The sequence below is a fragment of the Pantoea sp. Seng genome, from assembly GCF_009829935.1.
GTDB classification, from domain to species: domain Bacteria; phylum Pseudomonadota; class Gammaproteobacteria; order Enterobacterales; family Enterobacteriaceae; genus Pantoea; species Pantoea communis.
On record NZ_SZZV01000019.1, the window covers coordinates 18,482 to 36,264 of the forward strand.

General features: G+C 51.8%; 22 protein-coding genes. 14 read left to right on the forward strand and 8 right to left on the reverse strand.

Annotation, left to right across the window (positions count from 1 at the left end):
• Nucleotides 1–56 precede the first annotated feature (56 nt).
• From FD737_RS18440 to FD737_RS18450, 3 genes are all read left to right on the forward strand, one after another.
• Nucleotides 57–326 carry a hypothetical protein gene (locus tag FD737_RS18440; RefSeq protein ID WP_160834221.1) on the forward strand — a complete coding sequence of 90 codons (270 nt, stop codon included), beginning with the start codon at nt 57–59 and terminating at the stop codon, nt 324–326.
• 60 nt (nt 327–386) lie between these two features.
• Complete coding sequence (locus FD737_RS18445) at nt 387–737, forward strand: DUF1304 domain-containing protein (RefSeq protein ID WP_045815627.1); 351 nt, start codon at nt 387–389, stop codon at nt 735–737.
• 94 nt (nt 738–831) lie between these two features.
• Complete coding sequence (locus tag FD737_RS18450; RefSeq protein WP_160834222.1) at nt 832–1,371, forward strand: DUF2058 domain-containing protein; 540 nt, start codon at nt 832–834, stop codon at nt 1,369–1,371.
• A gap of 15 nt (nt 1,372–1,386) precedes the next feature.
• Here the strand turns inward: FD737_RS18450 and FD737_RS18455 are convergent, their stop codons facing one another.
• Nucleotides 1,387–2,085, reverse strand: a complete 699-nt coding sequence (locus FD737_RS18455; protein WP_160834223.1) for an RluA family pseudouridine synthase — start codon at nt 2,083–2,085, stop codon at nt 1,387–1,389.
• A gap of 202 nt (nt 2,086–2,287) precedes the next feature.
• On the opposite strand from FD737_RS18455, the gene FD737_RS18460 reads away from it, so the two are divergent.
• Both FD737_RS18460 and FD737_RS18465 read left to right on the forward strand, forming a co-directional pair.
• Nucleotides 2,288–2,770, forward strand: a complete 483-nt coding sequence (locus tag FD737_RS18460; protein WP_064511353.1) for a cold-shock protein — start codon at nt 2,288–2,290, stop codon at nt 2,768–2,770.
• Nucleotides 2,771–2,783: 13 nt separating this feature from the next.
• Nucleotides 2,784–3,029 carry a DUF2543 family protein gene (locus tag FD737_RS18465; protein ID WP_160834224.1) on the forward strand — a complete coding sequence of 82 codons (246 nt, stop codon included), beginning with the start codon at nt 2,784–2,786 and terminating at the stop codon, nt 3,027–3,029.
• 67 nt (nt 3,030–3,096) lie between these two features.
• Here the strand turns inward: FD737_RS18465 and FD737_RS18470 are convergent, their stop codons facing one another.
• The 3 genes from FD737_RS18470 to FD737_RS18480 form a co-directional block, all read right to left on the reverse strand.
• A complete protein-coding gene (locus FD737_RS18470) occupies nt 3,097–3,819 on the reverse strand; it encodes a GntR family transcriptional regulator (RefSeq protein ID WP_255492032.1) in 723 nt (240 codons plus the stop codon).
• A 202-nt stretch (nt 3,820–4,021) separates the two neighbouring features.
• Nucleotides 4,022–5,518: an aldehyde dehydrogenase gene (locus FD737_RS18475; protein WP_160834226.1), complete on the reverse strand. Its 1,497-nt coding sequence runs from the start codon at nt 5,516–5,518 to the stop codon at nt 4,022–4,024.
• Nucleotides 5,519–5,527: 9 nt separating this feature from the next.
• Complete coding sequence (locus tag FD737_RS18480) at nt 5,528–6,427, reverse strand: dihydrodipicolinate synthase family protein (protein WP_097119095.1); 900 nt, start codon at nt 6,425–6,427, stop codon at nt 5,528–5,530.
• Between the two features lie 383 nt (nt 6,428–6,810).
• On the opposite strand from FD737_RS18480, the gene yddG reads away from it, so the two are divergent.
• Both yddG and FD737_RS18490 read left to right on the forward strand, forming a co-directional pair.
• Nucleotides 6,811–7,725 carry an aromatic amino acid DMT transporter YddG gene (gene yddG, locus FD737_RS18485; protein ID WP_160834227.1) on the forward strand — a complete coding sequence of 305 codons (915 nt, stop codon included), beginning with the start codon at nt 6,811–6,813 and terminating at the stop codon, nt 7,723–7,725.
• A 294-nt stretch (nt 7,726–8,019) separates the two neighbouring features.
• Nucleotides 8,020–9,396 (forward strand): MFS transporter, encoded by a 1,377-nt coding sequence (locus tag FD737_RS18490; RefSeq protein ID WP_160834228.1) that lies wholly within the window; start codon nt 8,020–8,022, stop codon nt 9,394–9,396.
• Nucleotides 9,397–9,418: 22 nt separating this feature from the next.
• On the opposite strand, the gene FD737_RS18495 is transcribed toward FD737_RS18490, so the two are convergent.
• Nucleotides 9,419–10,447: a GlxA family transcriptional regulator gene (locus FD737_RS18495; protein WP_097119092.1), complete on the reverse strand. Its 1,029-nt coding sequence runs from the start codon at nt 10,445–10,447 to the stop codon at nt 9,419–9,421.
• Nucleotide 10,448: 1 nt separating this feature from the next.
• A complete protein-coding gene (locus FD737_RS18500) occupies nt 10,449–10,913 on the reverse strand; it encodes a MarR family winged helix-turn-helix transcriptional regulator (RefSeq protein WP_160834229.1) in 465 nt (154 codons plus the stop codon).
• An 86-nt stretch (nt 10,914–10,999) separates the two neighbouring features.
• On the opposite strand from FD737_RS18500, the gene FD737_RS18505 reads away from it, so the two are divergent.
• A complete protein-coding gene (locus FD737_RS18505; protein WP_160834230.1) occupies nt 11,000–11,572 on the forward strand; it encodes a non-oxidative hydroxyarylic acid decarboxylases subunit B in 573 nt (190 codons plus the stop codon).
• A 10-nt stretch (nt 11,573–11,582) separates the two neighbouring features.
• Nucleotides 11,583–13,043 (forward strand): UbiD family decarboxylase, encoded by a 1,461-nt coding sequence (locus tag FD737_RS18510; RefSeq protein WP_160834231.1) that lies wholly within the window; start codon nt 11,583–11,585, stop codon nt 13,041–13,043.
• A 179-nt stretch (nt 13,044–13,222) separates the two neighbouring features.
• On the opposite strand, the gene FD737_RS18515 is transcribed toward FD737_RS18510, so the two are convergent.
• Nucleotides 13,223–14,176 (reverse strand): GlxA family transcriptional regulator, encoded by a 954-nt coding sequence (locus FD737_RS18515; protein ID WP_058960939.1) that lies wholly within the window; start codon nt 14,174–14,176, stop codon nt 13,223–13,225.
• Nucleotides 14,177–14,290: 114 nt separating this feature from the next.
• Here FD737_RS18515 and FD737_RS18520 point away from each other — a divergent pair, with 114 nt between their 5' ends.
• The 4 genes from FD737_RS18520 to FD737_RS18535 all read left to right on the forward strand — a co-directional run bounded on the left by FD737_RS18520 (nt 14,291) and on the right by FD737_RS18535 (nt 16,434).
• Entirely contained in the window at nt 14,291–14,932 is a 642-nt protein-coding gene (locus FD737_RS18520) for an HD domain-containing protein (RefSeq protein WP_160834232.1), read from the forward strand.
• Nucleotides 14,933–15,039: 107 nt separating this feature from the next.
• Nucleotides 15,040–15,357, forward strand: coding sequence for an antibiotic biosynthesis monooxygenase (locus tag FD737_RS18525; protein WP_160834233.1), 318 nt, complete (start codon nt 15,040–15,042; stop codon nt 15,355–15,357).
• Complete coding sequence (locus FD737_RS18530; RefSeq protein WP_160834234.1) at nt 15,350–15,745, forward strand: amino acid-binding protein; 396 nt, start codon at nt 15,350–15,352, stop codon at nt 15,743–15,745. The genes FD737_RS18525 and FD737_RS18530 overlap by 8 nt, the downstream gene beginning before the upstream one ends.
• The gene (locus tag FD737_RS18535) at nt 15,721–16,434 is read left to right on the forward strand and encodes a helix-turn-helix transcriptional regulator (RefSeq protein WP_237448826.1); all 714 of its coding nucleotides are present in this window, start codon (nt 15,721–15,723) and stop codon (nt 16,432–16,434) included. The genes FD737_RS18530 and FD737_RS18535 overlap by 25 nt, the downstream gene beginning before the upstream one ends.
• Before the next feature lie 225 nt (nt 16,435–16,659).
• Here the strand turns inward: FD737_RS18535 and FD737_RS18540 are convergent, their stop codons facing one another.
• On the reverse strand, nt 16,660–17,202 hold the full coding sequence (locus FD737_RS18540) for a DUF924 family protein (RefSeq protein WP_160834235.1): 543 nt from the start codon (nt 17,200–17,202) through the stop codon (nt 16,660–16,662).
• Between the two features lie 116 nt (nt 17,203–17,318).
• Here FD737_RS18540 and FD737_RS18545 point away from each other — a divergent pair, with 116 nt between their 5' ends.
• Nucleotides 17,319–17,780 (forward strand): YlaC family protein, encoded by a 462-nt coding sequence (locus FD737_RS18545; RefSeq protein ID WP_160834236.1) that lies wholly within the window; start codon nt 17,319–17,321, stop codon nt 17,778–17,780.
• Nucleotides 17,781–17,783: the final 3 nt, after the last annotated feature.

Consider the following 17,783-nt stretch of genomic DNA (forward strand, 5'->3'; position numbering starts at 1 on the left):
TACCTTTTCGTTCCTGCTGATAAATTGCCGTTACCTCTTTTGATAAGGAATATTGAATGCCTGAATATTGTTTTTATAAAAAAAGAAACCAGATCGTGGCGCTGCAAAAGTCAGACAATGTGAGGGCAACTCTGTTAACCCGTCAGGGATTCGAAAAACAGTTTGAAGAAGTCAGCGCGGCCGATGAAAAGGCAGCACTTTCTCGCTTTGATGACATCCGTAAAGAAAAACGCATAGACCAGCACAATTTTCGAGCGGGGGCTATCACGATGCCATTCATTGGAATATTAACCGCTATCGCTAATCTTTTTTTCCGGAAAAAATAACCGGCGCTAATCTGGCTTAAACTTTCCATACATTTTAAGAACGCTCAATTAAGGAATTCCGTGTTAGCCAATATCCTTGTTGCTCTCGTCGCCGTGATTCATATCTACATTCTGGTGCTGGAGATGTTTCTGTGGGAGACGAAAACGGGCCGGAAAGCCTTCAAACTCAGCGTCGACTTTGCGCGCGAAACCCGTGTGCTGGCGGCCAATCAGGGCCTTTATAACGGTTTTCTGGCGGCGGGTTTACTCTGGGGGTTATGGCTGGGCGAGAACGGTGTGCCTGTCACTCTGTTCTTCCTCATCTGTGTGTTGATTGCCGGAATCTTCGGCGCGATGACCGCCAGTCGAAAAATTCTCTATGTGCAGGCACTCCCCGCTCTGATTGCGTTGCTGGCATTACTCCTGCGCTGATAGGTCGATTCATCAGGATCTCAAACCTCGCCGTGATCAGCCTTCGCATTACAGGTATAATCCGGCCAGGTTTTAACGGATTTTAGAGACGAAGATGACAAAACTCACCTTACAAGAGCAGATGCTCAAAGCTGGATTAGTTTCCACCAAGAAAATGGCCAAAGTGCAGCGCACTGCCAAGAAGTCTCGTGTGCAGGCACGTGAAGCGCGTGAAGCGGTGGAAGAGAATAAAAAAGCGCAAATTGAGCGTGATAAGCAGCTAAGTGAGCAGCAGAAACAAGCCACTTTGTCCAAAGAGTACAAAGCGCAGGTTAAGCAACTGATCGAAATGAACGCGATCACCGTTGCCAAAGGGGCGATTGATTTCAACTTCACCGATAACAACTTAATCAAAAAAATCGCCGTGGATAAAACCACGCAGACACAGTTGATCAATGGCCGTCTGGCAATTGCGCGCCTGGCTGCGGATAGCAGTGGCGAAAGCAAATACGCGATTATTCCCGCCAGCGTAGCCGATAAAATTGCGCAGCGTGATGCAGATAGCATTGTATTGAACAGTGCATTGAGTCAGGAAGAGCAGGATGAAGACGATCCGTATGCAGACTTCAAAGTGCCTGATGATTTGATGTGGTAATACTTGCCGCCCGTGTCAAAACGGGCTGGCATGACGCGCAGTGATGATCTCCCCGCTCACGGGATGGACAAAATGTAATTCACTGGCGTGCAGCATCAGCCGTGGTGTCTTTTCCGTGCCCGGCTGCAGTAACCCGCCATACAGATCACAGCCAAGAATCGGATGGCCCAATTGCTGGCAGTGAATACGCAATTGATGGGTGCGACCCGTCTCCGGCAATAGCTGCACCCGCGTAACCGGCAATAACACGCCATTATCCCCTTCACGAGTTAAGCGTTCTATTACCTGATAGCGCGAACGCGCAGGCTTCCCCGTCTCTGCACAAATCGACATCAACGGAAACAGTGCCGGGTCTTTTGCTATCGCGGCGTCAATCACCCCTTCATCGTGGTTGAGATGCCCGCATAATAGCGCCGTGTAAACTTTAGTCACGCTGCGCTGGCTAAACTGCTGGCACAACAAGGCGTTAATAGCTTTGTTGCGCGCCACCACCATTAATCCGGATGTCCCGAAATCGAGGCGATGCACTAAGGTGCAGCCGGGAAATAACTTCACCAACCGGTGATGCACGGAATCCAGATTTTGCGGATTTTTACCTGAAAGGCTGAGCAGCCCCGTGGGTTTATCGATTAATACCAGATGCTCGTCCTGATAGAGAATCGAGATCTCTTCAGAACACGGCGGAGCTATAAAGGTATCGATAATGGTGGACATCGGACTGCCAGGCTGGGAAGTGGGTGCGGATGATAACCAATTTTTAGCGAGCTGACGAATTTTGCCCTCTTCTCACAGGCTCGCGCTCGCACAGCAGAAATTTATCGTCCAGACTTACAGCAAAGGCGTAGTCTGCGCAGGCAATGTGCTTTACACTGCGCGCTGCAAAAAACTGATTAGATTAACGATTAAGTAGGCGGTAATGGCGATGAACGGAACGATCACAACCTGGTTTGAAGACAAAGGTTTTGGATTTATCAAAGATGAAAACGGAGACAACCGTTATTTCCATGTGATTAAGGTCGCCAACCCTGATCTGATTAAAAAAGACGCGGCAGTGACGTTCGAACCGACCACCAATAACAAAGGTTTATCGGCCTTTTCGGTGAAAGTGATACCGGACAGCAAATACATCTTTATCGCCGGTGAGCGTCTGAAGCTCACATCGATTAAATCCTTCGTGGTTTATAGTGAAGAAGAGCCGGTTGATACCCGCATTGATAAAGAAAACACCGTTCTGTCGGTGGGCCTTCTGATGAACAACATCAAACCCAAGACAGACGTTAAGCCCGATGAAATGCGCTCAGTAAAAAAACTGGCGGTGACCACTTTTCAGGGGACGACGCTGATCTTTACTGAAGATGAGATCGACATTGATGCTGCAGTGAAAATGCTCAAAGTTTAAAGGGGAGCTGATAATGAATAACAATATTCCACTGAAATATTATGACATTGCTGAAGAATACGCGTCGGAATCTGAACACGATGTGAGCGAAGCAGAACTCGATGCGCTGGCGCACTACTTCCAGCTGTTACTGACTCGTCTGACTAACAATGAAGAGATCAGCGAAGAGTCTCAGCAAGAGATGGCCCATGAAGCGGGTATTCAAGCGGTGCGAATCGATGAGATTGCCAATTTTTTGAATGAGTGGGGCAACGAGTAAGCTTCACCCCTCCCGTCTGAAGGCGGCTTGCAGCCGCCTTATCATGTCAAAATCGACAACCCTGAAACTACAACTTATTCCCTTCCGGTGACTGCACCAGATCGTCCGCTTTCAACCCCTGCGGCGCGATAAAGATCTCCATATTTTCGCGTGACAGTTCCCAATGTTCGAACACCAGATCCACCACCTTCTGCTCATCTCGCGCTTCAATCGCGCTGATAAAGGCATCGTGATGTTCGGCAGCTAACTGCAGGCGGCGTTCCATGTCTTCATTTTGCGGGCGGAAGAAGGTGTGGCCGATGCGGCAGTGGTCGATCAGTAAACGGCCCAGGCTGGGCTGTAAATAGGGATTGGCTGCCATCTCGCCCATGATTTCATGGAAACGATTGTTCTCCAGTGCCAGCGCTTCGGCATCACGCGTCTGCACTGCTTTACGGAAGCGCTTTTGCGTCTCTTTCAGTGATTTCATCTGGGAAGGTTTAAAATTCTGAACCGCCAGGCGACCGGTGGCGGCGTAGATCATCGGTGCGACGAGGAAGAAATTGCGCAGTGTGGAATGGCTCATCGGGATGACGCGCACGCCGCGTTTTTCGACGATTTCTAAGTAACCCTCTCCTGCCAGTCGCTGGAAAACTTCACGCACAGGCGTGCGAGATAAACCGTATTGTCCCGTCAGGCTGGCTTCATCCAGCAACTCGTCTGGGTCAAGTTCCATGGTCAAAATTAGGCGTTTTAAATCTTCGTATAACGCTGCTTTTCCCGATCTCAAAGTGACCTCCTGTGATGACATTCCGTATGCGATTCCTGCTTAACCTACAGAAAAAGTGTGTATACAGCAAAAATAATTATGGGATATTTTTTGCATTCTGCGGTGGATCACAGAATCGGTAATGATGGTATTACAAGGAGTTACAGATGAATAACCGAAACATCAATTGCAGGAAATTATCCTATTTACAGGGCATACCCGCCATCCGTGGCGGGCGTTAATTTTACTCAGCAGGCACATCAATCCAGATGGTTTTCAGTTCGGTATATTGATCAAGCGCGTACACCGATTTATCGCGCCCACCAAAACCAGACTGTTTATAGCCACCAAATGGCGTGGTCGCATCACCTTCACCAAAACAGTTGACCGTCACCGTTCCCGCACGCACTGCACGTGAAACACGAATCGCGCGGCTCAGTTTACCGGTGTAAACCGATGCCGCCAGCCCGTAATCGGTGTCGTTAGCCAGCGCGATGCCTTCAGCTTCGGTTTTGAAGGTGGTGACACACAGCACCGGCCCGAAGATCTCCTCGCGGAACAGCGCACTTTTCGGCGTCACGCCATCCACAATGGTCGGCTGCACGTAGATACCGCGATCGGTGAATCCACCCTGAATGATGCGTAATCCTTCTTTGCGCGCGGTCTTCAGATAGTCACTGACCTTGCAGAAATGGTCGGTGGTGATCATGGTGCCCAGACGATTCTCTGGATCCAGCGGATTGCCCATGCGCCATTCACCGATCTGCTCCGCGATCTGCGCCAGAAATTTATCCTTCACCCCTTCCTGCACCAGCAGTCGGGAAGTCGCCGAGCAGTTTTCGCCCATGTTCCAGAATGCGCCATTGAGCACATTGGCGGCGACGCTGGCCAGATCTTCGGCATCATCAAACACCAGCGCCGGGTTTTTCCCGCCGCATTCCAGCACAATCTTCTTCAGATTCGATTCCGCGGAATAGTGCAGGAAACGGCGTCCGGTCGCCGTTGAACCGGTGAAGCTCACCATATCAATATCAGGATGCAGGCCGATGGGTTCCCCCACCTCTTTCCCGGTACCGGTGACGATGTTGAGCACGCCAGCTGGAATACCCGCTTCATGCGCCAGTTCCGCCACGCGCAATGCCGTTAGCGAAGTTTGCTCCGCAGGCTTCACAATCACCGAGCAGCCAGCAGCCAGCGCTGGGCCGATTTTCCACGCCAGCATCAGCAGCGGGAAATTCCATGGCAGCACGCAGCCCACCACACCAATTGGCTCACGAACGATCATCGCCATCGCACCGTTGCCGGTTGGCGCGGTCTGGTCGTACAGCTTGTCGATGGCTTCCGCATGCCAGCGAATCACGTGAATCGTCTCTGGCACGTCGACTGCCAGACATTCGCTAACCGGTTTGCCGCTGTCGAGGCTTTCCATTACCGCCAGTTGCGTGACTTCGTTTTCCAGCAAGTCAGCCAGCTTGAGTAATACGGCTTTGCGCTCGCCGGGATGAAGCTGGCTCCAGCTGCCGGCTTCAAAGGCACTGCGTGCGCCTTGTACCGCCAGGTTCACATCCGCGCTTGCACAAGCAGCGATATGCGTCAGAATCTCACCCGTCGCAGGATTGGTGGTTTCCAGTGTTTTGCCGGAGACCGCCGCAGTAAAACGTCCGTTGATGAACGCCTGATCCGGGAACCGCAGCTCTCGCGCCACGTTCACCACATCGCTCAGCGTTTGTACCTGTTTCATGCGCACTCCTTAAAGCACTGCAACGGCTGCCACATTGCGTTTTACGCCGTCGATCACGGCCTGCAACTGCGCTTTCTCTTCTTCTTCCAGTGCCTGCAGCGGTGCGCGCACCGGGCCTGCTTTCAGGCCTGCCAGTTCAGAACCGTATTTAATCGACTGCACAAATTTGCCGCCATCAAGGAAGTTCATCAGTGGCATCATCGCAGCCATGATCTTACGTCCTTTATCGAAATCTTTTTCCACGACGCAGGCGTTGTACAACGCGACGTGCTCACGTGGAATGAAGTTAGAGCCCGCACACACCCAGCTACGCGCGCCCCAGGCGAAGAACTCCAGCGCCTGATCATCCCAACCACAAGAAAGCGCGATGTTCGGGAATTGACAGGCCAGCAGATGCAGATTGTTGAAGTCGCCTGAACTCTCTTTAATCGCCACCACATTTTTCGAACGGCTCACTTCGCGGAAGTAAGTTTCTCCCATGGAGATGCCCATACGGCCCGGATAGTTGTACAGCATGATCGGCAGCTGAGCGGCCTTGTCGACGGTCAGCGCATGGTGGGCGTTTTCCAGTTCGGTTGGCAGCGCATACGGCGGTGACGTCACTAAAATGGCATCGGCTTTATGCTCACGAGCGTGGGTTGCGAAAGCCACCGCGTCTTCAGTGCGAATCGCGCCGGTACCCACAATCAGTGGCAGACGATTGCCAATCACTTTACGTGCATGTTCAACCAGAGACAGACGCTCTTCTGCGCTTTGTGCATAATACTCACCGGTTGATCCACCGATGATAATGCCGTGCACGCGCGCTTCGATCAGCGATTCGAGGACGTTGGCGAACGCCGCGAAATCAATGCTGCCATCTGCTGCGTAAGGGGTAATTGCCGGGGTGTAGATACCTTCAAATGTCATCACGAAATCTCCAGGTGAATTCAGGACCAAATGCAACGCCGTATGGTTGCGTTTGTTAACAATTTGCATATCGCATGGAGAGAGGTCAATCGGGATAAGTTTTTTGTATACGTGAAAAATACAAAGGAAATACTATCAGATGGAACATTCCTACCAGGAATTAACTTATATTCACTATTAAACAACAATTTAAATTATTTTTAGTGACGTAATAATTTTCTAAATGAATTCAGATAACGATCACATTCCACAACTATCGTCCCCTTTGACGTATTTACACTGTGCGTCAGGCGGCATAGTTTTATGCTGGTTTTAACCTGAATTTAACAGGTAAGCTTGCACCGGCATTTCAGGTGAACATTGTGTAGAAGAGGTAGCGGGTGATGCCCCAAAAGAAAGCGACGCTCATAGGTTTGATTGCCATCCTGTTATGGAGCGCGATTGTTGGATTGATCAAAAGTGTTAGCGAAGGCTTCGGTCCGATCGCTGGGGCGGCATTGATCTACAGCTGTAGTGCCATATTGCTGCTGTTCAGCGTGGGATTTCCCAACCTGAAAAAATTTCCCCGCCGCTATGTGATTATCGGCAGCGTGCTGTTTGTCTGCTACGAACTTTGCCTTTCGCTTTCACTCGGGTTTACCCATAGCGGACGGCAAGCGATTGAAGTGGGCATGGTGAATTATCTATGGCCAAGTATGACGATTGTGCTGGCGGTGATTGTTAACCGGCAAAAAGTCAGCCCGCTGATTATTCCGGGCGTGATTTTAGCCGTGGCAGGAATATGCCGCGTACTGGGTGGTGATCAAGGGTTTTCGCTCAGTGAGATGACGAACAATATAATGGAAAATCCGTTAAGCTATGGCCTGGCATTTACCGGCGCCATCATTTGGGCCATTTATTGCGTGGTCACCAAACGAATTGCCAACGGTAATAACGGCATTACACTGTTCTTTGTTTTAACAGCATTAACTTTGTGGGTTAAATACCTTATTTCACCGCAACCCGAATTTGCACCCTCTTTTAATACGTGGATTTCACTGGCGCTGGCGGCGATGGCGATGGGATTCGGTTACGCGGCGTGGAACGTCGGCATTTTGCATGGCAATGTAACGGTATTAGCTGCCGCGTCTTACTTTATCCCGATCATTTCGTCGATTTTAGCGGCCTTTATTCTCAGTTCGCACCTTACCCTGTCGTTTTGGCAAGGCACGGCGATGGTCAGTCTTGGGTCATTAGTCTGCTGGTGGTCAACACGTACCGTTGCCACCAAAAGTGTCAGCAGTAAGATTTCTGAATAATGCTTCGGGAGGCATGGTCGCCTCCCGCAAAAAAGCCACATCAAAATGATAAAGCTCTCAGTTGTATTTATCCGACTATTCTGCACCGGAGGAAATGATATATGAAACAATCCCGCTAGCGTTATCGATGCACTTCTTTTTTAATTTCTGTTCTGAATAACATTTTAATCACCGCTACAGGTTTATATTTATCTGGCGTCCTGATGATGTTAAGCACCCATCGCAGATTGTGCTTAATTCAGTCGCATTGGCGTAGTGAAGTTCCCTCACGCCGAAAAGAAACAGGAGTAAAACATGTCAAATAACATGTCTGTTGAAGATGTTCCTATCAGCCGTTTCCACCGCTTATTAACGGTGCGCTCAGGCGGCGGCTCTTTCGTCGATGGCTATGTGCTCAGTATTATTGGTATAGCCATGACGAAAGTGTCGCCGGCCTTGGGTCTCAGCCCATTATGGGAAGGTCTGGTTGCGGCTTCTGCCCTGATCGGGATTTTCTTTGGTGGCTTCATGGGTGGCGTACTGACCGATCGCCTGGGTCGCCGCATGATCTACTTCGTCGGCCCCACCCTCTTTATTGTCTGTTCGCTGGCGCAGTTCTGGGTACAAAGCGGAGAAACGCTCTTTGCCTTACGCTTTATGACGGGCGTCGCAGTGGGTATTGAATACCCGGTTGCTACCGCTTTTCTGGTTGAGTTTATGCCGAAGAAGTCGCGCGGCCCCTGCCTCGCCACGCTCACCATTCTGTGGTTTGCCGGGGCGGCCACCGCGTATCTGGTGGGTGAAGCTTTGCTGAATTTTGGCGGTGTAGAAGCATGGCGTTATACGTTGGCGAGCACCGCAGTCATCGGCGCGCTGCTTTTCATTGTAAGAATGGGTACACCTGAATCACCGCGCTGGCTGATTAGCAAAGGACGACATCAGGAAGCAGAAGCCGTTATCCGCCGCGTCTATGGCGACAGCTTTAGTTTAAAGAACCTGCCCCCACAACCTGAAAACAATCACCTGTCATTCGGTAGCTTGCTGCATTCTGGCTATGGCAAACGCATGGCGTTTGTGACCATTTTCTGGACCTGCTCGGTTATTCCGGTGTTCGCCGTTTACGCCTTTGCACCGAAAGTTTTGCAGGCGCTACATCTGAGTGGTGACTGGGCATCTTACGGTTCCATCGCCATTACCTTGCTGTTCGTGGTGGGCTGCATTATCGGCACGCGTTTGGTGAACTCACTGGGACGCCGCAAATTGTTGCTGCACAGCTTCTTGTGGTCTGGCCTGGCACTGTTGTTGCTGGGTGCCTTGCGTGATGGCCCTTCGATGATCATCCTGCTGATGTTTGGTGCTTACGCCCTGTTTATCGGCGGCGCTCAGGTGCTGCAGCTGGTCTATCCGAATGAGATCTTCCCGACTGAAATTCGCGCCGGAGCCGTCGGCATAGGCACCTCAATGTCGCGTATTGGCGCGGCGGTTGGGACATATCTGGTACCGATCTCACTGCAAACCATCGGCATTGGTTCCACCATGTACATTGCTGCAGGCATTACGTTTATCGGCCTGATCGTGTCGTGGTTCCTGGCACCAGAAACCGCATCGCGCAATCTGGATGATGCGGCCTCGCTGGAAGAAGAAAGCCCAGCGCCATCCGTTTCTGGCAAACTCTCTAAGCATTCGCACTAACTAAAAGGGGCCATTTCGGCCCCTACTCCTTAACCAATCTCTCCACCACACGCCGCCGTTTACGAAACGAGCTGGGCGTTTCGCCATACTGCTTACGGAACCAGGCAATCAAATGTGAAGCATCGGCAAATCCTGTCGCAGTGGCAATCGCATTGATGCTGTTGCTGGAGTCCGCCATCAACTTGCGCGCCAGCTCCAGCCGCATACGTCGCCAGTAGACAGCCGCCGAGTAACCGGTGCATTTGGTGAAAATCAAATTGAGCTGGCGGAAAGTGACACCTGCGAATTCGGCTACATCGGCCAGCGGAACCGGCGAATCGAGGTGATGTTTCATAAATTCGATGACCTTATTCACCAGCTCGTTTTCATACACATCCGGCTCGTTAAGCGTGTTCTTTTGCTGTGTCTTTTTGACCGGTGCAGCGGGCTCTTCCACCAGCAAATACTTTAAGACCTTCTGTGAACGCACCAGCCCACAATGCTGGCGGATCAGATCGGCAGCGAGATCGATCGCCGTGCCGCCGGGACAGGAAATAATGCCGCCATCCTTGATATAGGTCTTGTCGATGACCGGGATTGCTTTCGGAAATCGCAGGCGAAATTCATCACGCGTAGTGAAATGAATCGCGCAATGCCGTCCATCCAGCAGGCCTGCGTTGCCAGCGACAAAGGCGCCGCTACACAGCGTGATGATGGGAATATTACGCGCATGTAAGTCGCGAAGTGCCTGTAACAGCCACGGTGGCGACTGGCGTGTTTCTTCCAGTAAGCCTCCCGCCACCACAAAGTAATCCCAGTTCTTGCTGAAATCGAGGTCAGCCGTAGGCGAAACCGGTAGTCCGCAGCTGGCTGTGATCGGCTGGTTATCACAAGTCATCCATTCCCAGCGACAAAAGATCTGGCGACTGGTAAACGATTCGTCTGCCGCAAAACGCAGTGACTCTACCAGCCCCGCGACCGAGGCCAGGGTAAAACTTTTCATCAGCAAAAAGCCGATGGTGAGATCCGGTTTCGGTTCGCCAGGTTGCTCGGCGAAAGCTGTTTGCGGCATGTTATTCAGGTTCCTGCAATCCACCCAGTTTGCTTAATAAGCGCTTCAGATCGGCGATATCCTGGCTGTTGAGGCCGGTGGTGATCATCTTCTCCGCGCTTTTTGCCTGCTCAATCATACGATTCAGCATCACTTCCCCTTCTGCGGTCATCGACACCAGTTTACGACGACGGTTGTTCACATCTGTCACTACATTCAGCAAACCGCTTTTATTCATGCGATCAATAACATAGGTGCCGGTAGCTTTATCAAACCCGGCACGCTGCCCCAGTGTTTGCTGATCACAGGCTGACTCTTCAGCCAGTACCACCAGAATCGCGTATTGCAAGGCTGACAGGCCGGTATCCACACATTGAGACCAGCAAAAAGTCGAGTGTTGTCCGGCACGCCGTACAAGGTGCATTAACGAACAATCGCCGTGCGGCCACAAGGGGGCGGCAAGAATTAAGTCAGGATTTTGTGACATCGGTGCACTTGACTCCTTAATTCGTCAAACTTATAGTTCGAACACAAACAGTTTGAACTTAAACTATACTGCAAAATGGATCACTTATGAAGCTTGTTGTAGGGATGACCGGCGCAACGGGTGCGGCAATTGGCGTACGCGTTCTCACGGCATTGCGCGAACTTGAAGTCGAAACCCATTTAGTCATCTCCAAATGGGCGCGCGCCACCATCCAAATGGAAACACCTTACAGTGTACAGGAGGTCGCTGCCCTCGCGACCAGGACTTACAGCGAACACGATCAGGCGGCGGCTATCTCCAGCGGATCATTTCGCGTGGATGGCATGATCGTGGTGCCGTGCAGCATGAAAACCCTGGCGGGTATCCGCAGCGGTTATGGCGATGGACTGATTACGCGCGCTGCTGACGTGACGCTCAAGGAGCAACGCAAGCTGGTGCTGGTGCCTCGCGAAGCCCCGCTCAACGCCATTCATCTGGAAAACATGCTGGCGCTCACTCGCGCGGGCGCGTTGATGCTGCCGCCAATGCCTGCTTTCTACAACAACCCGCAGTCCGTTGACGACATCATTAACCACACCGTTTCTCGCATTCTTGATCAGTTCGGCCTGGATAACGACATTACCCATCGCTGGACGGGTCCACGTTCTACCCTGGCTTAAGGAGAGCCTGATGAAATATTACGGCGATTTACGCAGCTTTATCACTGCCCTCGATGAAATGGGCGACATCATGCACGTGCAGCGTGAAGTGGATGGTGATTTCGAACCCAGCGCCATCACGCGCCGCAGCTATGAAATCCAGTCACCTGCGCCGCTGTTTCACAAGGTCGCCGGTGTCGCGCCGGGCTTTCGTCTGTTTGGTGCGCCTGCGGCATTATCGTCGCGCAGCGATATGCCCTACGCACGCGTCGCGATGTCACTGGGGTTAGCCCCTGAGTCCAGCGGCCCGGAGATTATCGAAGCTCTGTCCGCTGCCCGCTTTAAACCCGGTATTCCGCCTGTCCGCGTTGAGTCTGCTCAGGCAGAGTGCCAACAGAATATTTTACGTGGCGATGCGGCGAATCTCGACCGCTTCCCTATCCCGTTCGCTCATGACAAAGACGGTGGTCGTTACGCCAACACCTGGGGCACGCTGATTGTGAAAACCCCGGATGGAAAATGGGTCAACTGGTCTATTGCCCGCGTGATGAAGGTGGATGGCAAGCGCATGGTTGGTCTGATTGTGCCAAGTCAGCATATTGGTCAGATCTGGACGCAGTGGGTAGCACGCGGTGAGCCGATGCCTTATGCCCTGGTACAAGGTCCTGCGCCGGCGATCTCATGTGTGTCCGGGATTCCGATCCCAGCCCACGCGGATGAAGCCGATTACATTGGTACACTTGCGGGAGAGCCGGTGCCGGTTGTGAAAGCCATTAGTCTCGATCTTGATGTACCCGCAACAGCCGAAATTGTGATTGAAGGCCATGTTTCGATTGAGCGCGATTGTCAGGAAGGTCCCTACGGCGAGTACGGCGGCTATCTGGGCGAAGGCTCTTCGGCTCAGCCCACTTTCCACGTGGAAACCATTACCCATCGCGACGATCCGATTTGGCCGATGTCGATTACCGGTCGCCCCACCGATGAATCGCATACCTTATGGGCGATGGGCTTAGCGGCGGATGCGCTGACTTATCTGCGTGAAGCGGAATTGCCGATCAAAACAACCTGGATTCCGGAAGATTCCACCGTTCACTGGTTGCTGGTGGTGATGCCAGAAAACTGGCGCGAACTGCTGCCGGGTATCAGCAGTGAAGAGTTGACCCAACGCATTGGTGAAGTGCTGTTCAAAACCGATGCGATGGTATTTATCCCGAAAGTCTACGTGGTGGATGATGACTTTGATCCCACCAACCTGCGTGAAGTCGTTTGGGCCCTCTCAACGCGCGTGCATCCGGTCGGTCGTCGTGCCGTATTTGATGACCAGCGTGTGATCCGCCTGCCGCAGTGCTATGACGAGGCCGAGTACGTTGCCGGTAAAGGCGCCAAAGTCGTGTTTGACACCTTACAGACTAAGCGCCATTTGCATGCTTCGTTCGCGCAAGGCTATCCGGAAGAAGTACGTCAGCGCATTCTGGATAACTGGCCGGAATAAACACACTCCAATTAGCGGCGCAGAACTTTTGCGCCGCTAACTTCCAGTGCCACCCTGGCTTTGAATACGCGTGATAAATCACGCCGCTACGGTGCTCAACGCCTCTTCTACTCATGAAACGTAGCGACGCAATATATTGCCAGTATTGACGTCTCATGCATGCGCTAAGAGCCGCGCCGCTAGCGCATAAACATCTTGCGATACATCGATGGCGTCATGCCCGTCACCTTAACAAAAGCCCGTCGTAGAACATCGTTACTGCGGTAACCACAGGCGGCCGGAATGGCTTTCAGCGGCATTGATCCTGCTTCCAGCAACTTACGCGCTTGATCAATTCGCGCATTCTCCAGCCAATTGCCCGCCTGTACATCCATATGCTGACGGAAAAGCCTCGCTAAATGCCGTGTGCTAATTTGCATATGTGCGGCAAGATCATCGAGTGAACTCACCTGTGCCAGATTGGCCAAAGCCCATCTCTGCATCTCCTGAAACGCACTGCGCCCACCCAGCGAAAGTGGTTGTTTGCGAACAAAATGCCCTTGATTCACTGGCCGTTGAAAGAACATCACCAAATTGGCAGCGATATCCTGGGCCAATTCGCGCCCCAAATCTTCTTCCACCAACCTCAGGGCAAGATCGAGCCCCGACGTGACGCCAGCGGCGGTACGCAATCGTCCATCTGCGATATAAAGCGCATCGGCCTCTACCTGCGCATCCGGTACCTGTTCCATCAGTGCGTCAGCGCAGGCCCAATGGGTCGTCACTTTTTTACCACTCAGCAACCCGGTTTGTGCCAGCAGCAGCGCACCGGTACAAATCGAGCCAAAGCGCTGGCTGTGATGGCATAGCTCAATCAGACGAGCGGTTTGCTGCGCAGTTAGCTGCATATCCCGCGCCTCAGGTGCCCCCGCGATCAGAAACGTGTCAGTTTGCTGGATATCGTGCAGTGTGATATCCGCCATCAGGCGCACGCCCGAGGAACAACGAATATGTTCCCCTTCCAGTGACATGACTTGCAGCTGGTAAACGGCACGATTGAGCAGTCGGTTAGCTTCGGCAAACACATCCAACGGTCCAGAGACATCGAGCAATTGCGCCCCCGGCACCGCTAAAATCGCAAGATGGTGATTCATGCGCTATTCCCGTCTGTAAAAGTCTTAATGTCTTAAAAGGTCGCAAAAAGCTTATTTAAGACATTCTGCCTCGGCATTAAGCTGGTTGCAACTTAACCGAGCGGAGAACCTCCCATGAAATTTTCCATTAACGGCATCACTATTCCCGATACTGCAATGACCCGTGACGCGACGACGTTCGTCCGTGATACCGAATCCGATTTGCTGTTTCACCACTCCAGCCGCGTCTATTACTGGGGCGCACTCGCAGGACGCCGCTTAGATCTTAAGGTGGATGCTGAGCTGCTTTATGTCGGCTGTATGTTCCATGATGTTGGCCTGACGCACGAACACTGCAGCTGCGACAAACGCTTTGAGGTGGATGGCGCCAATGCGGCGCGCGATTTCTTGCAACAGTATGGTGTAGAGCAGGCCGATATCGATAAAGTCTGGACCGCGATTGCGCTGCATACCACCCCGGGCATTCCGCAATTTATGGCCCCGGAAATTGCGTTAGTCACCGCTGGCGTGGAAATGGATGTATTGGGCATCAACTATGATCACTTCAGCGATGCGGAGCGTGAAGCCGTGGTAGAACAGCATCCACGCCCAGCCCAATTTAAGGAGGAGATTATTCAGGCTTTCTACGATGGGATTAAAAACAAGCCTGATACCACCTTCGGCAATGTTAAAGCAGATGTCATTGCCGATAAGCAGCCTGGTTTTTCACCAATGAATTTTTGTCGCGTCATCCGTCAGTCTCGCTGGGTGGGATGAGTGGGCTGGCGCAGCGAACTCGCGCTGCGCCATACTTCGTTGTTCGCCGAAGCATCTTCATCTCCACTCGCTACACTGCTGCCATCACTGACTGATGGAGCTGAACCATGATTGCTGTCCTGTTTGAAGCACGCACCCAACCTGAGCACCAAGCCCGCTATCTTGAACTCGCCGCACAACTGAAATCTCAACTTACCCGTTTGCCTGGGTTTATTTCAGTAGAGCGATTTTCAAGCCTCAACGATCCTGGAAAGATCCTGTCCCTCTCCTACTGGGAAAACGAAGAGGCCGTGCTGGCATGGAAGAGAAATATCTCGCACCAAAAGGCTCAACAGGAAGGTCGAAACAGCTTGTTTTCTTTCTACCACATCCGTATCGCCGCTGTACTGCGGGAATACGCGCACGAGGCAAGCCAACATGTTTGATATTCACGTGATGCTCAATAATGTCCCAGGCGAGTTAGCCGCATTAGGTTTGACCCTTGGCAAGCATGGTGTAGGACTTGAAGGAGGCGGCGTGTTCACGGTGGGTGAACAAAGTCACGCGCATTTTTTAGTTGTGCAAGGGGAGCAAGCCAGACAAGTGCTAATGGCGGCCGGTTTTCAGGTGGTTTCAGTACAACAGCCGCTGATCCGCAAGCTGAAACAGGATCGACCAGGACAGCTTGGCGAAATTGCTGACGTGCTAGCACGCAATGGCGTTAACATTCAGCTTCAATACAGTGACCACAACAACCAGTTGATCCTGATTACCGATAATCCTGAACGTGCAGCAGAGGTAACCGCCGCATGGCAAGCCGTAGCAGCCCCATAATCACCAATGAGACGGCGGAACAAGGCTTGCAGCAGGCGATGTCTGCTGTGGCTGCCGCTCTGGCCGACCCTTCGCGTGTCAGCATTTTGTGCGCGCTGATGGATGGCCGTGCCTGGACAGCCACAGAATTAAGCGGCGTCGCCGATATCGCCGCTTCCACCACCAGCGGACATCTGGGCAAACTACTGGATGCCCGCCTTGTCACGTGTTTATCTCAGGGCCGCCATCGCTATTTCCGTTTGGCGGGCAGCGATATTGCGCACCTGCTTGAAACCCTTATGGGGGTATCGATGCAGCCACAGCGAGCACTGGTTTCCGCTACACCCCTCCATCTGCGCCATGCCCGCACCTGTTATGATCATTTGGCAGGTGAACTGGCGGTTGAGATATACAGTTTTATGCAAGAAAACGAGTGGGTTGTTGCCGACGGTAGTGCACTTACCCCCTTAGGCCGGCGGCAGTTAGAGAACATCGGCATGCAGCGAAATCTTCGTAGTAAACGTAAACCTTGTTGTGCCTGCCTCGACTGGAGTGAACGCCGCATGCATCTCGGTGGCGCAGCGGGAGCCGCGCTTCTTAGTCTGCTAATTGATAAACAGTGGCTAAGCCGCACGGCAGGCTATCGAGAGATAAATGTCACACCAGCCGGGAAAAAGGCGCTTCAACGCCTATTTTGCGTGCAGTTGTAAACATCAAAATAACACGCTCGTCACAAATATAACCTTTATCAAATCAGCAAAATTTAATCATCGATCATTTTATGTACTGGTCACTTATCGTTGCTAATATAGTGACGCAACACACAGCAATGCGTTGCCTACGAGAATTTTTCCTTGGTTTAATTACCCCGCCCGCTTAGCGGGCTTTTTTTTGTCCATGTATGCCCCATCCCAATAGCAGAGGCAGATGTTGAGTCAATAAAATGAGCGTTTCCTCTCATTAAGAAACGCTTGCTCTGCCGGCGTTGATGGGCGATTTAGGCGCTGATTACGATGTGGATAGCGACCAAACACTTCAATAATCTGCCGATGCTCTAACTCACTCTGATAGTGAGACGATCCTTTCAGCGCATCGAACAACACTTCGGCTTGTTGATGGATAACACGAGACTCGGCATGCATCCAGGGCATCAAGAGAAAGCCTTTTTCATCCAGGTTCAGTGACGCATAGCCCGGAGTTTTCACCGCTTCCTGCGCGAGCAATAGCGCCATGCCATCCTGCTGCCAGGCGAGAGCACTGTCCCGGTGAAGATTGCGGGAGAATTGATCCAGCACGATGATTTCTGCCAATCGTCCCCGAATGTCTTTCCGCCAGGCCGATAGCTCACCGCGACGAGCCGCTTCCCAGTTATCATAAAAACCATCTCGTATCGCTTCATCAAACCCGTCATTCTGTTTGAACCAATAGCTTTCATGGTGCGCGTTAAACCAGAATGCCAATACGGTTTCATACTCCATTCTCTTCCCCACAGATAATTCCCCTAATCACCATCAAGGTTAGGCTAAAATCGTGGTGGTTATCTGTTAAACTCGCGCGGGCGCAGTATGGATAAGGAAACCACTGAGGTGAATGCATGAGTAATCAACTGGATGAGCGACTACAAACCGAGCTGGATAGAATCAACGTAGAAGAGCAGCGTAATGACCGCCCCTACTTTGATATCTCCTTTATCAAAAATTATCCCGGTTTATTCAGCCTGATGTGGATACTGTTTGTTCTTACCATGGCGCTGCTGTTGTACTCCGACTCTTTCGGCACCATCGAATATGTGGTTTGCATTCTGATTTTTGCGGTGTGTAATTTCTTCTTCTTCTTCCATGTCAATCCGTCGTACAAAGCGAAGGATATCGATAAAGGTGCCTGGAAGAATTGCTACACCGGTGACTGGTATATGGAAGTCCATGTCCGGGACGCTTTTGTCGATGAACTGCTGGGCAGCGCCATTCTGACCGAGAGTGAAAAAACACGGCTAAACGAGATGCGCGCCAGAAAAGGCTATCTGTACTTTGCTGATATCTATCGTTTAAGGCATTAAACC

Coding starts and splice junctions, on each gene's coding strand:
- FD737_RS18440 (WP_160834221.1), top strand. CDS start 57: ATGCCTGAATATTGTTTTTATAAAAAAAGAAACCAGATCGTGGCGCTG.
- FD737_RS18450 (WP_160834222.1), top strand. CDS start 832: ATGACAAAACTCACCTTACAAGAGCAGATGCTCAAAGCTGGATTAGTT.
- FD737_RS18455 (WP_160834223.1), bottom strand. CDS start 2,085: ATGTCCACCATTATCGATACCTTTATAGCTCCGCCGTGTTCTGAAGAG.
- FD737_RS18460 (WP_064511353.1), top strand. CDS start 2,288: ATGGCGATGAACGGAACGATCACAACCTGGTTTGAAGACAAAGGTTTT.
- FD737_RS18465 (WP_160834224.1), top strand. CDS start 2,784: ATGAATAACAATATTCCACTGAAATATTATGACATTGCTGAAGAATAC.
- FD737_RS18470 (WP_255492032.1), bottom strand. CDS start 3,819: ATGTCATCACAGGAGGTCACTTTGAGATCGGGAAAAGCAGCGTTATAC.
- FD737_RS18475 (WP_160834226.1), bottom strand. CDS start 5,518: ATGAAACAGGTACAAACGCTGAGCGATGTGGTGAACGTGGCGCGAGAG.
- FD737_RS18480 (WP_097119095.1), bottom strand. CDS start 6,427: ATGACATTTGAAGGTATCTACACCCCGGCAATTACCCCTTACGCAGCA.
- yddG (WP_160834227.1), top strand. CDS start 6,811: ATGCCCCAAAAGAAAGCGACGCTCATAGGTTTGATTGCCATCCTGTTA.
- FD737_RS18490 (WP_160834228.1), top strand. CDS start 8,020: ATGTCAAATAACATGTCTGTTGAAGATGTTCCTATCAGCCGTTTCCAC.
- FD737_RS18495 (WP_097119092.1), bottom strand. CDS start 10,447: ATGCCGCAAACAGCTTTCGCCGAGCAACCTGGCGAACCGAAACCGGAT.
- FD737_RS18500 (WP_160834229.1), bottom strand. CDS start 10,913: ATGTCACAAAATCCTGACTTAATTCTTGCCGCCCCCTTGTGGCCGCAC.
- FD737_RS18505 (WP_160834230.1), top strand. CDS start 11,000: ATGAAGCTTGTTGTAGGGATGACCGGCGCAACGGGTGCGGCAATTGGC.
- FD737_RS18510 (WP_160834231.1), top strand. CDS start 11,583: ATGAAATATTACGGCGATTTACGCAGCTTTATCACTGCCCTCGATGAA.
- FD737_RS18515 (WP_058960939.1), bottom strand. CDS start 14,176: ATGAATCACCATCTTGCGATTTTAGCGGTGCCGGGGGCGCAATTGCTC.
- FD737_RS18520 (WP_160834232.1), top strand. CDS start 14,291: ATGAAATTTTCCATTAACGGCATCACTATTCCCGATACTGCAATGACC.
- FD737_RS18525 (WP_160834233.1), top strand. CDS start 15,040: ATGATTGCTGTCCTGTTTGAAGCACGCACCCAACCTGAGCACCAAGCC.
- FD737_RS18530 (WP_160834234.1), top strand. CDS start 15,350: ATGTTTGATATTCACGTGATGCTCAATAATGTCCCAGGCGAGTTAGCC.
- FD737_RS18535 (WP_237448826.1), top strand. CDS start 15,721: ATGGCAAGCCGTAGCAGCCCCATAATCACCAATGAGACGGCGGAACAA.
- FD737_RS18540 (WP_160834235.1), bottom strand. CDS start 17,202: ATGGAGTATGAAACCGTATTGGCATTCTGGTTTAACGCGCACCATGAA.
- FD737_RS18545 (WP_160834236.1), top strand. CDS start 17,319: ATGAGTAATCAACTGGATGAGCGACTACAAACCGAGCTGGATAGAATC.